The sequence below is a fragment of the Nocardia sp. NPDC059229 genome (assembly GCF_042754165.1).
Taxonomy (GTDB): domain Bacteria; phylum Actinomycetota; class Actinomycetes; order Mycobacteriales; family Mycobacteriaceae; genus Nocardia.
Map to the genome: position 1 here is coordinate 1 of NZ_JBHZAK010000040.1, position 13047 is coordinate 13047.

A 13047-nucleotide genomic window follows, 5' to 3' on the forward strand; every position below is an offset into this window, starting at 1 on the left:
CGGGGGGGGCCCCCCACCCCCTGGGCCCCCCCGCGCCCCAACAGTCTTTCGCGCCGCAGCGGGGCGGCCCGACCCCCCAGCCTCTCGCGCCCACCACGGCTGAACAACCTGCTACCCGTCGACCCGCACGGCCGAGCTGTAGCACACCCGACGGCGCAACTGCCGCTCGGCGATCCGCTCCACCAGCAGCGGAATGAACTCCCGAACCCGGTGACCCTCGAAATCCCGATGAATACCCCGAACCACCTCCCCGACGACCCGAGCCGTCAGATCAGGAAATCGATTGGACAGCCGCGCGACAAGATCGCTCATCTGCTGCTCTTCATCGGATTCCGTCATACCGTGAGTTCGCCTCCATCACCAGCGTTCGTGCGCCGCCACCCGTCCCGTCCCAACGGATGACCAGCGAAGTGGACAACGGTCCGGGGTGCGCTCACCCCGGACCGTGCCCCTCGAGTGTTGCGGCAAAGAACGAGCTTTTCGCCCCGGAACCACTTTCTGGCACATTTTGTCGCGCACTAGGCACACCAGGTCCTGGCCGCGTGCGGATGAGAAATGCAAATGAAATTTCATTTGCAACAACGCCATTCGAATCGGTATCAGCACCGCCAGAGCTATCGGGTGGGAAGCGGCCGGGCTCGTTCGCGAACCTCGGCCAGGTGCTCCCGCGGAGTCCATTCGTTGAGCCACGCAGGGACCGGAAGGCTCGGCGCCGCCACACTGAGGTCGTCACGAGCGGCACCACACCGCTCAGCGTGCTGAACAACTGGGCAAAGACGACCAAATCCTATCCGCTACAACAGATTCTGTCGGGAGGATGGCTGGCCGCGAGCTCATTGTCACGTTCGGTCACCTTTTCGGCGTGAATTGACCACCGGGCGGGGCGGTGGCCGCTCGTAGAGTTCGGCGGGTGTCCTCGGGCGAGATGGGGATGTGAATGATGAGGATTGTCGGATGTCGTTGAACCCGTTCATGCTCGGCGTGCGATTTCTGCTCGAGCTGACCGCTGTGGTGTCGTTCGGAATTCTGGGGTGGCGAGGGTTCGATTCGCCGTGGCGGTTTGTGCTGGTGTTGGTACTGCCGATCGTGGTGGCGGCGGTGTGGGGGATGTTTGCCGTGCCGGGGGATCCGAGTCGGAACGGGGAGGCGGCGGTTGCCGTGCCCGGTGTTGTGCGGCTGGTGATCGAAGTGCTCGTGCTGGGTGGCGGGGCGGTCGCGCTGTGGGGTGCGGGGCTGTCGATGGCGGCGCTCGTGTCGGCAGTTGTCTTGGTGTTGTACCAGGTCCTCGCGTATGACCGAGTCGGCTGGCTGATTGCGCATTGAGTGGAGCTCTCGTCGTGAGTGGTCCGACGACTGTGACTTTCCGGATCAGGGACCGACAACGGGGGCGATCTGGTCAGAGTGCCCCGAGACCGGTTCTCCGGGAGGTAATCTCGATGCGATGGGACAACGTGCACTGTTCACACTGGCATGTATCGTTCTCACCGCCTGGTGCATGGTCGCCACGCCCGGCAGGGTTGCCGCCGACCCGGGGCTACCGCCGGTGGGCGGCAATTTCCTCTGGGGAGTGTCGAGTTCCGGGTTTCAGAGTGAAGGCTTCACGCCGGACAGCAATTGGAGCCGTTACGCGGGATCCGGTCGAGCCGAGGACTACCGCAATTCGGTCGACTTCTTTCATCGCTACGATGAGGATATCCAGCACGCGGCCGACCTCGGTGTCGGCGTCTACCGGATCAGCGTGGAATGGGCCCGCGTGCAGCCGAATCCGGGCGAATGGGATTTCTCCTTCTACGACAGCATGATCGCGCGGATTCGCGCGGCCGGAATCCGGCCGATGATCACCCTGGACCACTGGGTGTTCCCGGGCTGGGAGGTGGATCGCGGCGGCTGGCGCAATCCGGGCATGGTCGATGATTGGCTCACCAACGCCCGCGCGGTCGTGGACCGCTACGCGCACTTCGATCCGCTGTGGGTCACCTTCAACGAGCCCCTCGCCTATGCCGGAAAAGAGCAGCAGATCGGCGATCTCGGCGCACTCGACGTCCCACCCATGATCGATCGGATGGTCGCTGCGCACCGCGCGATCTACGACAACATCCACCTCCGGCAGCCCGGTGCGATGGTCACGAGCAACATCGCCTTCTCGGCCATCGGCACGGCACAGGCCGACGCGTCGTTCGTCGACCGGATCGCGGACAAGCTCGACTACATCGGAATCGATTACTACTACGGTGGATCCCTGAACAATCCGCCGAATCTGGCTGCCCTGCTGACCAACCAGCCCTCGAGCCTCGTCCTCGAACCCGATGGCATCTACTACGTCCTGCGCCGATACGCGCAGAAGTTCCCGGGCCGGCCCCTCTACATCGTCGAGAACGGCATGCCCTCCGACAACGGCTCACCCACCACCGACGGCATGACCCGCGAGGACGACCTGCGCGACACCGTCTACTGGGTCCAGCGCGCCAAGGCCGACGGCATCAACGTCATCGGCTACAACTACTGGAGCATCACCGACAACTACGAATGGGGCAGCTACTCACCACGTTTCGGCCTCTACACCGTCAACGTCACCACCGACCCCGCCCTGACCCGTCACCCCACCGCCGCGGTCCTCGCCTACCGCGACATCACCACCTCCGGCGGCGTCCCCGCCAACTACCTCCCCACCCGCCCTCCGGCCCTCTGCTCCATCCAGGACCTCCCCTCCAGTTGCTTCAACCCGGTAACCGTCCCGGGCCGCTGACCCACGCCCCTCAGGCTGCCACTTGTAGTGGCGATTCCGGGTCGGGGTGGTGGGCGGTGCTATGTTCGGGTTTGCGAGACCCACTGGTTCTGCTCGGTTCACGGCATCCCAGGAGGTGGGCAAGTCATGAGTTCCCCGAAGTCGCGCGATCCGCACTCGATATCCACCGCACCGATCGTGGTCGGTGTCGATGATTCTCCGGCCGCGCTGTCGGCCGTGCGCTGGGCGGCGGAGACCGCGGCGGCGCGCGGGCGTGAACTGTTGATCGCGCACGGCACGAACGTGAATGTGATCGTGGGGGTGATGGGCACCTTTTCGAGTGTGAATTCCAAAGTCGAGCAATCGATTCAGGCTTTCGGCGCCGACCTGGTCGCACAGGCCCGGGAGGTCGCCGAAGAGGCCGCGCCCGCCGTGATGGTGCGCACCGAGGTGTCCCCGCAGCATCCGGCGAGGATGTTGATCGACCTCTCGGCCACCGCCCATATGACGGTGATCGGCGGTCCGGCCGAACGCCGGGGCTTGAACCGGATCGGTTCCATCCTGGTCTCGGTGGCGAGCCAGGCCGCCGGATCGGTGGTCGTGGTGCGCGACGACGACCCCGAATGGGTGGACCGCCGCACGGCGCCGGTCGTGGTCGGCGTCGACGGCAGCCCGGTCAGCGACGCGGCGGTCGGCGCCGCGTTCTACGAGGCGTCCGTGCGCAACGCGCGGCTCGTGGCTGTGCACGCCTGGAGCGACCTGTACCTGGCCCGGTACTCGGGATTCATCGATACCTCCATCGAGGCCGCACAAGCGACCGAGGCGGAGCGGGCGTTGCTGGTCGAACGGCTGGCGGGGTGGCAGGAGAAGTACCCCGACGTCGAGGTCACCCGTGACATCCACCTCGCCGATCCGGTCGAGCACCTGCTGACCTGGTCCGAGGGGGCCCAACTGCTGGTTGTCGGCAGCCGCGGCCGGGGCGGGTTCGTCGGCATGCTGCTCGGCTCCACCAGCAATGCGCTCGTGCAGCGTGCGAACTGTCCGGTCATGGTGGTCCACCCGGAGTCGTAAGCGGCAGGTGGGCTAGTCGGTGTGGAACTCGGGTATATAGGAGATGCCGACGAGGAGGCCCCGGGGCTCTGGAACCGGGCGATCGTCTGCTCTTCATGTCTCCCAACCTCCTTCGGATACCGGCGGGTGTTTCGGGCAGCTATTCGGTGTTCGGGGCTCGGTGTCCGGAACGAGTTCGTCGTGCGGGTTCGGGTTTCGGTGGGATCTCCACGTCGTAGCGGCGGACGTACGCGGCCAGGAAGGCTTGCGCGGTGGCTGTCACCGGGATGGCGAGTAGTGCGCCCGTCGCTCCGAACAACGCCGCGCCTGCGAGAACCGCGCCGAAGGCGACCGCGGGATGCATGTCGAGGGTGGTCGCGGTGATGCGCGGTTGCAGGACGTAGTTCTCGAATTGCTGGTAGACGACGATGAATCCGAGAATCCACAGCGCCGATCGTGGGTTGTGGGCCAGCGCCACCAGCACCGGCAGTGCACCCGCGAGGTAGGTGCCCACGGTCGGAATGAACTGGGACACCACGCCCACCCACAGCGCGAGTGCGAACGCCGACGGAATGCCCAGCACTCGCATCGCCGCGTAGTGCGCCAGCGCCGAGCAGAACGCGAGCAACGCCCGCGAGTAGATGTAGCCGCCCGTCTTCTCGACCGCGATGTCCCAGGCGCGCAACACATGTCGCTGCCGCTGCGGCGGCAGGAGCGAGCACACCGCATTGCGGAAGCGCGGTCCGTCCGCGGCGAAATAGTAGGTGAACAGCAGCACGCCCAGGCCCTGGAACAGCACGCCGAGTGCCGTGGTGCCGATGCCCCAGACGTCGTCGGCCAGGTCCAGCGCCCAGGACTGCAGTTTCGAGCTGATGTCCGAGGTGCGATCGGTGATATCGGTGACCGAGAGGTCGGTGTGGAACGTGCTGTTGATCCAGGTGACCGCACTGTGCATATCTCGCGGCAGGTTCTCGATCAGTGTCGTCACCTGACCGACCACCAATTCGCCCATGGTCCAGACGAATCCGACCAGCACCACGGTCACCACCACGAACACCGCCAGCGTCGCCGCACCGCGTTTCCAGCGGCGCGCGGCCAGCCAGTTCACCGCGGGTTCGATGGCGAAGGCCAGGAACAACGACACCACCAGCACCGTCAGCAGACCGCGCAGGCGCATCAGCCCCCAGAAGGTGATGACGACCCCGGCCACCGTGGCCGCCGCCAGCAGATAGGCCCGCGGCAACCAGGCCGGGATCACCGACGCGACCAGCCGGTCCGGCCTGACCTCCGCGGCAGCATCGTCGGGGCTCTGCTCCCGCTCTCCGGAGTCGGATTCGTCCTGGGGCACTCCGCAAACGTACTGGCGTCCGGGCGATCAGCGTCGCAGTGCGCGTGTGCCCGCGTGTTCCGGCCGCGCGGAAGCTGCAGCAGGCCAGCGCCGACGGTCGCTCGATCGAGCGGAATCCCGCCCCTGCCGCGGTCATACCCTCGAACCTGCTACATCTTCGAGCCACTACTCCACGTGGCGCAGCGCGATCAGCGCATTCTCGTGAAACTGGCGTAGTGATCGCCTGTGTACCACGCCGAACCGTCGTTGCCGGTCACGATCCGCTCCGCATCGCGTGATCGGCCTGGTTGCTTGCAGTTGACATCCCACTCCAGATAGCCGACATCACTGGGCAACTGGCCTCCTCTGTTCTGCCACGTGGTACCTCCCTTGGTTCCGGGACAGTCGGTCGGGGGCCATTTGCGTTGGTCGATCAGACTCAATGTTGTCCAGGCTCGCTGGGGAACCGTGGAGTCCACCAGGCGTACCTCGACACCGACCACCGTCGAGTGCTGGGTCACCCGCTCCGTGTGCCCGCCTGACAAAAGCAATGCCACCGTGGCGAGTGCAACTGAAGCGACAGCAATTGCCTTACCCCACAACGTTCTCAGCGCGATCGTCTCCACCGTCATGAGTGCCCACGGTGTCATATGGGTCTGAATCGGCCCTCACGTCGAGCTGTCGTACGGGTGAATGCGGACCGGATGGAACAGGCTCGCGGCCCCAGCCGTCCCATGGCCCGCCATCGATCTCACACCTCGGTCACGCTCAGCTCGACCCCGGCCGCGGTGAGGCGCTTCGTCAGGGGGCGTACCCATGGCGACGGCCGGGGTCAGCACGTCGCCGCCTGCTCACCGGTCATGGCGGACGTGGCGGCCCCACCGATCCCCGGCCGGGGTAGATCAGCTCGGAATCGCGAGAACCGATGCCCCCCAATCATTCTGGATGCAGCGATCGTGATCGTGTACGCGGTGCCCTATCTCCTCGTCGGCGGTGTGTGCTGGATCCGGGGCCGGGGGACTCACTTGCGTAACGCCTCGCGCAGCCGCAGAACACGGACGCTGTGCGGTCCGCCGTCAGGTCGGTATTGCGCAATGACGAGCACGACATTCGATGGGAGGTCGGGACATCCGTGAGATCGCCCATTCGCGATGCGCGCAATGCCCATACCGAGGGTGCTCCACGATCCCAGGTTCGCCCGCCGGCGGCACCATTCTGATCGTGGCGGGCATCGCGCACTTACAGGGTCAAGAGGCCGCGCTCGGTTGCGTCCAGTACTCGCTCGAGTGAGTCTTCGATGTTCTCGGGTGTGGCGGGCAGTGGGCCGTCGAGGAGTAGGCCGGCGAGGCCGTGTACTGCTGACCATGCGGCTATTTCGGCGCCGGGGCGGCGGATTGGGTTGAGGAGGCCTGCGGTTTGGGCTTCGTCGAGGACCTGTCCGAGGATTTCGAAGGGGCCGCATTCTTCGGTGGGGAGGGTGGGTGGGGGAAGCTCGGGTGCAGGGGGATAGGCGATGAAGGCTGTGCGGAACAGGCCTGGTTCGGCCAGGGCGAAGTGGACGTAGGCGGTGCCGACTGCGCGAAGGCGGAGGCGGGGATCGTCGGTGCGGGCTACTTGGTGGCGCATCTCGGCGGCGAGGGCCTGGCGGGCGTGATGTGCTACCTCGGCGAGGAGTGCTTCTCGGGCGGCGAAGTGGCGGTAGGCGGCTGAGTGTGTCACGCCGGCGGCTCGGGCGGCTTCGCGGAGGATCACTCGGTCTGGGCCGCCTTCGCGGGCCAGGGCGATGCCGGCCTCGATCAAGGTCGCGCGCAGGGCGCCGTGGTGGTACGGCTTCGAGCGATCGCGACTGGTGGTGGCCTGACCCATGGGGTAAGGATTCCACGGATAGAGGATGTTGACAACGGTCACATGGAGTCGCACACTCGGATGTAACCAGTGGTTACATGCTGCTGGTTCGACTGAACGGCACTCTTGAAACACCGAGCGGAGCATGTGATGTCCTCTGCACCTCTCTATCTCTGGGCGCTCGAGATCATCGGGCTGGTCGCGATAGTTCTTGTCACCACCCGCACCTTGCGGTCATCGGCCGTCGAGGTCGGCATCGACAGGGTTGTGGCGCAACGAATTTCGATCGTCTTCATTGTCGGCTGGATGGGTTGGACGGCCATGGTCGTCGTGCTGGCGGCCAACAACGCCCTACGGCTGGACGAGGACGCCGTCGAGCCGTGGCCGGGCGTGGCGATCGTCGCGCCGATCGTGGTCCTGCTGGCGAGTTCCCGGCTACCGCTGATCCAGCGGATGCTTTCTCATCCAGGCATTGCTGCAAGGTTGGTCCGGCCGCACGAAGCGCGCTTCATCGGCATCGTCTTCTTGACCGCGATGGCGTTGGGTGAGTTGCCGCCCGCGTTCGCACTTCCGGCCGGAATCGGTGACATAGCAATAGGTCTGGCTGCGTCATGGTTGATCCGCAGTCCACATGCTGAAGTCCGGGCGTGATGCTCTACGCACCGATCCGCGTCGCCATCTACACCGACAACGATCGGACGTTCGTCAGCTTCGACCAGCCGTCGACACGCTTCGACACCTTCGACGACGAAAACATCAGCGCTGTCGGCAGGCTCCTCGACGAGAAGATCGCCGCGCTTCTGACGCTTCTCGGCGTGGAGGTGCCGGACGAACTATCACGGCAATCTGTGTAGTTCGTGCTGCCAAGGGCGAACTTGTCACACAGTGACCTACGGGTGGCGACATCTCGGGCCGTGTCGACAACCGCTCATGACGTGGTCTATGGCGAGGCCGTACGGCAGGCCGGTGGCGACGATGGGCAGGACCGGCGAGTGGCATGGAGCCCGAGCAGTTCCTGGCCCCAGCTTTCTGGAACACCGCGGTCGTGGCGCCGAAGGCGGCGAGGATGCTGGGGTCCGGCTACTGGATTCAAAAATTTGCGCTGTGGAAGAGAGCCTGCCTCGGAGGGCTACTGCCTGGCTACCAGGCAGTAGCCCGCAGGCGTGTCCGGTGCATGGTCGGCTGCCGTTTAGGCTGTCGTAATTCGAAGGGGGTGGGCCGGATCGAAGGGTTCCTACCGTGGCTGACGCTGTCGAGCATGCCGATGTGCTGATCGTGGGGGCCGGGCTCTCCGGTATCGGGGCGGCGAGTCGCTTGCGACGGGCCTTCCCACAGCGCCGCTGTCTGATCCTGGAGGCGCGGGCCGACATCGGGGGGACCTGGGACCTGTTCCGGTACCCCGGCGTCCGGTCGGACTCGGACATGTTCACCCTCGGGTACCGGTTCCGGCCATGGGCCGGGGACCGGTCGATCGCCGAAGGGGCATCGATCCTGACGTATCTGCGCGACACTGTGAGCGAGGAGGGAATCGGCGAGCAGATCCGATTCGGGCATCGGGTGGTCGCGGCCGAATGGTCGTCGACGACGCGGCGCTGGACGGTGAGCGCACAGCGAACCGATACCGGCGAAACCGTGGTCCTGACCGCGTCCTTCCTGTTCTGCTGCTCCGGATACTACCGCTATGATCGTGGCTATACGCCGAAGTTTCCTGGGCGGCAACGCTTCTCGGGTCCGGTCGTACACCCGCAACACTGGCCTCACGATATGGATGTGGCCGGCAGGCGAGTCGTGATCGTGGGTTCCGGCGCGACCGCCATGACCCTTGGTCCCGCGCTGGCGCGGCTGGGAGCGCGAGTGAGCATGGTGCAGCGCTCACCGAGCTACATCATGTCCGTGCCCGCTCGCGACCGCTGGGTCGCCTGGCTACCGAGTATTCTTCCCCGCCGAGCCGCGCATCGGGTGCTGCGGGCGAAGAGCATCGCCGTCGACACCGCGATCTATCAACTCTCCCGCCGGTATCCCGAGCGGGTGCGGGCATGGCTGCGCGCCCGCCACACATCGGCCTTGCCGCACGGATACGACATCGACACCCACTTCACTCCCCGCTATGACCCGTGGGATCAGCGGATGTGCCTGGTGCCCGACGGCGACCTGTTCGAGGCGATCCGTACCGGCGCGCTGGAGATGATCACCGACCGGATCGACACCCTCACCGAATCGGGAGTCCGGTTGACGTCGGGTATGGAGGTCCCTGCCGACATCATCGTGACGGCAACAGGTTTGGAGTTGCAGGTATTCGGTGGCATCGCGCTGAGCGTGGACGGCGAGCGGGTCGATGTCCCAAAGCGGCTGGCGTACAAGGCGATGATGCTGTCCGGCGTCCCGAACTTCGCCTTCACCATCGGCTATGTCAACGCTTCCTGGACGCTCAAGGCAGATCTGGTGTGCGATTACGTCGTCCGGCTCCTACGCCACCTCGACAGGCGCGCCTACACCAGCGTGACGCCTGTCCACGACCCCGATGCAGTCCGCGCACCGTTTGTCCCCGACTTCACTCCCGGCTATTTCCGCCGGGGCGGCGCCCACTTCCCGAGCCGCGGCGACCGAGCCCCCTGGCGGCTGCGAATGAACTACCTCCGCGACCTGCCGACCTTCCGGCACCACAGACTCGAGGACGGCATCCTGCAATTCACCCGTGCGGATCACGGGCTCGCGGAAGATGCCGAACCCGAAGCGTCACAGGTGGTTACGGGTTGATCGTTCAGCCTTCGTGCTGGCCCCGCCACGGGCGACGTGCAGCATGGTTTCCCGTTGTGCGCGAATGTCGTCGCTGTAGCAGTCGATGCGGGAACCGCTGAATCTCGCGATGCATCCGTTGCAGTAGCCGCAGACGGGGTGCTCGAGACTGTCTCCGGTGACCGCGCGGTAGAGGTAGGGGTCGGCGATGAAGGCCCGGGCGGCCGACACGGCGTTCGCGCTGCCGCTGGTGATGGCCGCTTCCATGGCGTCCCGGGTGTGGAAACCGCCGACCACGATCACCGGAATGTCGAGGGCCTCGGTGAAGAGGCGGGCGAACGGGAGGTTGAAACCCTCTTCCGGCGGCCGCAGGTGACCGGCGAGGCGTTCGACCAGCGGCGCGGCCGCACGGATGGCGAGCTTTCGGATGGGAGGGGACTGCGCTCCGGGTCCGGCGGTGACGCTGGCTTTCAGGAAGCCGCGGTAGTTGCCCTGGACCATGCCGGGCCACGACTCGTAGTGGCCGCGTGAGATTTCGATGGCATCGGCGCCGGCGTCCTGCAGCCACCGTGCGACCTGCACCAGTTCGGGGGTGGTCGCGCCACGCCGGAATGGCAAGTCGTCGGTGCCGTTCATCTTGACGAGGATGGGGTAGTCGTCGCCATGCTGGTCCCGGATCGCATACAGAACGTCGAGCAGCAGGCGGGCTCGTGCGTGCAGGGGGCCGCCGTATCCGTCCGAGCGGCGATTGGTGTGCGGGGTGAGGAACTGGCCGAGCAGATAGCCGTGCGCGGCGTGGATCTGCACGCCGTCGAAGCCTGCCTCGCGCGCTCGCACGCTCGCCGCGACGAAACTCTCCACGACACCGGGTATTTCGTCGAGCCGCAAGGGTGAGGGCTTGGTCCCGTACAGCGGTTCGCGGACGTTGGAGGCGGAGACGATCCGGTCGGCGCCTGGGGCGGGCTTCGCGATCTGCCGTCCGCCGTGATTGAGCTGTGCGACGAGTTTGGTGCCCCCGGCGTGGGCGACGCCGACCCACTCACGAAGGCCCGGGATCTTGTCGTCGTTGTCGATCCGGCTTGCCTGCCCGCCGACTTGCCCTGGAGCGAGACATAGAGATTGCCGGTGATGATCATCGGCGTACCGGCTTCGACCATCGGCTCGTAGAAGGACAACAGGTCATCGGTGACGAAACCGTCTGCGGTGGCGCGCGTTTCGCTCGTCGCGGACTTGTAGAGGCGACCCGCGACCCGCATGGGGCCGATCTCGAGAGGTTCGCTCAGCAGGCTGTCGGTCACCTCACACAGCGGCCGATTCGCCGAGGGGCTGGACCTGGCCGAGAAGGAGGCTCGACGATGACAGGCTTCCTCCGCACGAGCTCCGCCTTGTATCCGGTGTCGTTACGCGACGACATGCCGCGCGAGGTCGCCACGGTCTACTGGGCCGGGCCGCATGCCGAAATCGTCAGGCGGCATCCGCACATCCGTGAGTACATCCAGCGTCAGTTCTCACCCTCCGACCATGGGTACTGGCCGGCGACACCGCAGGTCGGGACGCTGGTTTCCCCGGCGTGGCGGGTGGACGGGTTCGCCGAGGTGCGGCTGCGGAGCTTGGCTGTCGCGGCCCTGACCGTGCCGGTGCACATGCGGGGAGTTTTTCTCGACGAGCAGAACGTTTTTCAGCGCGTCCTCGGTCAGCCCACTGGTCCGGGCGGTGGACGGTGGTGGACCACCGGCCACGACGATGCGGTGCCGCATCGGACCGCCGTGCTGCTGCGGCGACGCCGGGGCGTGAGCGGCCTTGCCTTCCGCCGCTTCGTTCATGACGAACTCGGTCCCGCCCTGCACGCGGCGGGCGCCCGCGATCTCAGGACGTATACCTTCCTGCCCTACACCCCGCTCGCGCACATGACTCCCGGTGTCTCCCATGACAATCCGACACACCGCCGCTACCACGGTGCGGTCGTGATCGGTGCGAGCAGCCGCTGATCGTCGGCTGCCCGGTGTCGATCGCATTCTCGGGCGAGTCGTCGGCGGACACGTCGATCGGCATCATGTTCGCCGACCTGGCCACCGACGAGGCCGACCCGCGGGCCCGGCTGTCCGTGATCGCATGCTCGGCCAACGCTGCCAAGCAGCACCAAGCGGCTCTGCCACCCAGGGCTCTGGTCGCCCTTCCGACGATCTCCTTCCGCGGTGAAATTCGCTCCCACCCGGCCGGTCACGCCACCGGCCGGGTGGGGATCGGAAGAAGCTTCGGGGCGCCATACGCGCACAAAGCGTTCGATCCACTCCGGTTGCCGCGGCGTATGGGTGGCCGGTCGGCATCGGCGTAGGACTCCGCGACCAGGCCCACCGGCCTTCTCCTCGATCCGGTCACCGCCGCCGGGTGTGGATGTATCTGTCAATATCCACCACTTCTGATGCTCTTATCAGAATCGTCTTGACAAGGTATGCCATCGCAACTGATGATTTGATCAACATCGGTTCTGGAGGCGGAGATGACAAGCATCGACAAGGGCGTCGACACCGGGCGGACGGTCCGGGTCGGCGGACGGCAGATCTACTTCAACGAGGCCGGTTCCGGGTCCGCGGTGGTGCTGCTGCATGGTGGCGGGCCCGGGGCGTCCGGGTTGTCGAACTACTCGCGCAATATCGAGGCGCTGGCGCAGCGGTTCCATGTCATCGTGCCGGACATGCCCGGATACGGGCAGTCGTCGAAGTGGATCGATCCGGCGGACCCGTTCGGCGATCTCGCGCAGGCGGTGGGCGGGCTGCTCGACGAGCTCGGCATCGCCTCCGCGCATCTGATCGGCAACTCTTATGGCGGCGCCGCGGCGCTGCGGCTGGCCATGGACCGCCCGGAGAAGGTGAACCGGCTGATCCTCATGGGACCCGGTGGTGTGGGTACCACGCGTGCACTTCCCACCGCCGGACTTCAGCAGCTGCTGAACTACTACACCGGCAGTGGCCCGAGCCGGGAGAAGCTCACCCGGTTCATTCACGAATACCTGGTGTTCGACGGTGATTCGGTGCCCGAGGAGCTCATCGAGGCGCGTTATCAGGCCAGCCTCGATCCGGCCGTGGTGGCGAATCCGCCATTGCGGCGGCCGTCGGGGCCGCTGGCGCTGCGCACGCTGTTGCGCATGGATTTCACGCGCGACTCGCGTCTGCGCAAGGTCGAACAGCCGACGCTGGTGGTCTGGGGGACCGACGACAAGGTGAACCGGCCCGAGGGCGGTCGCATGCTGGTCGACGCCATGCCCAACTGCGACCTGTACTTGGCGGCCAACACCGGCCACTGGGTGCAGTGGGAACGCGCGGATCTGTTCAACACACTGGCCACCGCTTTCCTGGAGGCGTAG

The 13047-nt window shown here is 66.0% G+C and carries 13 protein-coding genes; 8 read left to right on the forward strand and 5 right to left on the reverse strand.

From position 1 onward, the window contains the following. Nucleotides 1-111 precede the first annotated feature (111 nt). Nucleotides 112-339 (reverse strand): three-helix bundle dimerization domain-containing protein, encoded by a 228-nt coding sequence (locus tag ACFXHE_RS42055; RefSeq protein ID WP_379391006.1) that lies wholly within the window; start codon nt 337-339, stop codon nt 112-114. 615 nt (nt 340-954) lie between these two features. On the opposite strand from ACFXHE_RS42055, the gene ACFXHE_RS42060 reads away from it, so the two are divergent. The 3 genes from ACFXHE_RS42060 (at nt 955) to ACFXHE_RS42070 (ending at nt 3796) form a co-directional block, all read left to right on the forward strand. Beyond that, on the forward strand, nt 955-1323 hold the full coding sequence (locus ACFXHE_RS42060) for a YrdB family protein (RefSeq protein WP_379391008.1): 369 nt from the start codon (nt 955-957) through the stop codon (nt 1321-1323). Between the two features lie 118 nt (nt 1324-1441). Beyond that, complete coding sequence (locus ACFXHE_RS42065; protein ID WP_379391010.1) at nt 1442-2746, forward strand: family 1 glycosylhydrolase; 1305 nt, start codon at nt 1442-1444, stop codon at nt 2744-2746. A gap of 126 nt (nt 2747-2872) precedes the next feature. Then, on the forward strand, nt 2873-3796 hold the full coding sequence (locus ACFXHE_RS42070) for a universal stress protein (protein WP_379391012.1): 924 nt from the start codon (nt 2873-2875) through the stop codon (nt 3794-3796). Nucleotides 3797-3935: 139 nt separating this feature from the next. Here the strand turns inward: ACFXHE_RS42070 and ACFXHE_RS42075 are convergent, their stop codons facing one another. From ACFXHE_RS42075 to ACFXHE_RS42085, 3 genes are all read right to left on the reverse strand, one after another. Then, entirely contained in the window at nt 3936-5123 is a 1188-nt protein-coding gene (locus ACFXHE_RS42075) for an AI-2E family transporter (RefSeq protein WP_379391014.1), read from the reverse strand. Between the two features lie 188 nt (nt 5124-5311). Beyond that, nucleotides 5312-5734 (reverse strand): ribonuclease domain-containing protein, encoded by a 423-nt coding sequence (locus ACFXHE_RS42080; RefSeq protein WP_379391016.1) that lies wholly within the window; start codon nt 5732-5734, stop codon nt 5312-5314. Nucleotides 5735-6341: 607 nt separating this feature from the next. Further along, nucleotides 6342-7022 carry a TetR/AcrR family transcriptional regulator gene (locus ACFXHE_RS42085; RefSeq protein ID WP_379391018.1) on the reverse strand — a complete coding sequence of 227 codons (681 nt, stop codon included), beginning with the start codon at nt 7020-7022 and terminating at the stop codon, nt 6342-6344. Nucleotides 7023-7094: 72 nt separating this feature from the next. On the opposite strand from ACFXHE_RS42085, the gene ACFXHE_RS42090 reads away from it, so the two are divergent. The 3 genes from ACFXHE_RS42090 (at nt 7095) to ACFXHE_RS42100 (ending at nt 9704) form a co-directional block, all read left to right on the forward strand. After that, the gene (locus ACFXHE_RS42090) at nt 7095-7598 is read left to right on the forward strand and encodes a hypothetical protein (protein ID WP_379391020.1); all 504 of its coding nucleotides are present in this window, start codon (nt 7095-7097) and stop codon (nt 7596-7598) included. Next, a complete protein-coding gene (locus ACFXHE_RS42095; RefSeq protein ID WP_379391022.1) occupies nt 7595-7801 on the forward strand; it encodes a hypothetical protein in 207 nt (68 codons plus the stop codon). Before ACFXHE_RS42090 ends, ACFXHE_RS42095 begins: the two co-directional genes overlap by 4 nt. 385 nt (nt 7802-8186) lie before the next feature. Then, nucleotides 8187-9704, forward strand: a complete 1518-nt coding sequence (locus ACFXHE_RS42100; RefSeq protein ID WP_379391024.1) for a flavin-containing monooxygenase — start codon at nt 8187-8189, stop codon at nt 9702-9704. On the opposite strand, the gene ACFXHE_RS42105 is transcribed toward ACFXHE_RS42100, so the two are convergent. Continuing rightward, nucleotides 9684-10757, reverse strand: coding sequence for a hypothetical protein (locus ACFXHE_RS42105; RefSeq protein WP_379391066.1), 1074 nt, complete (start codon nt 10755-10757; stop codon nt 9684-9686). The genes ACFXHE_RS42100 and ACFXHE_RS42105 overlap by 21 nt on opposite strands. A 281-nt stretch (nt 10758-11038) precedes the next feature. Between ACFXHE_RS42105 and ACFXHE_RS42110 the strand changes: the two genes are divergently transcribed. Together ACFXHE_RS42110 and ACFXHE_RS42115 are read left to right on the forward strand one after the other, a co-directional pair. Next, nucleotides 11039-11671, forward strand: coding sequence for a hypothetical protein (locus ACFXHE_RS42110; protein ID WP_379391026.1), 633 nt, complete (start codon nt 11039-11041; stop codon nt 11669-11671). Between the two features lie 512 nt (nt 11672-12183). Continuing rightward, complete coding sequence (locus ACFXHE_RS42115; protein WP_379391028.1) at nt 12184-13047, forward strand: alpha/beta fold hydrolase; 864 nt, start codon at nt 12184-12186, stop codon at nt 13045-13047.

What these genes read in the sequence shown, in the direction of transcription:
- ACFXHE_RS42055 (WP_379391006.1), bottom strand. Translation starts at nt 339, where the DNA reads ATGACGGAATCCGATGAAGAGCAGCAGATGAGCGATCTTGTCGCGCGG.
- ACFXHE_RS42060 (WP_379391008.1), top strand. Translation starts at nt 955, where the DNA reads ATGTCGTTGAACCCGTTCATGCTCGGCGTGCGATTTCTGCTCGAGCTG.
- ACFXHE_RS42065 (WP_379391010.1), top strand. Translation starts at nt 1,442, where the DNA reads ATGGGACAACGTGCACTGTTCACACTGGCATGTATCGTTCTCACCGCC.
- ACFXHE_RS42070 (WP_379391012.1), top strand. Translation starts at nt 2,873, where the DNA reads ATGAGTTCCCCGAAGTCGCGCGATCCGCACTCGATATCCACCGCACCG.
- ACFXHE_RS42080 (WP_379391016.1), bottom strand. Translation starts at nt 5,734, where the DNA reads ATGACGGTGGAGACGATCGCGCTGAGAACGTTGTGGGGTAAGGCAATT.
- ACFXHE_RS42110 (WP_379391026.1), top strand. Translation starts at nt 11,039, where the DNA reads ATGACAGGCTTCCTCCGCACGAGCTCCGCCTTGTATCCGGTGTCGTTA.
- ACFXHE_RS42115 (WP_379391028.1), top strand. Translation starts at nt 12,184, where the DNA reads ATGACAAGCATCGACAAGGGCGTCGACACCGGGCGGACGGTCCGGGTC.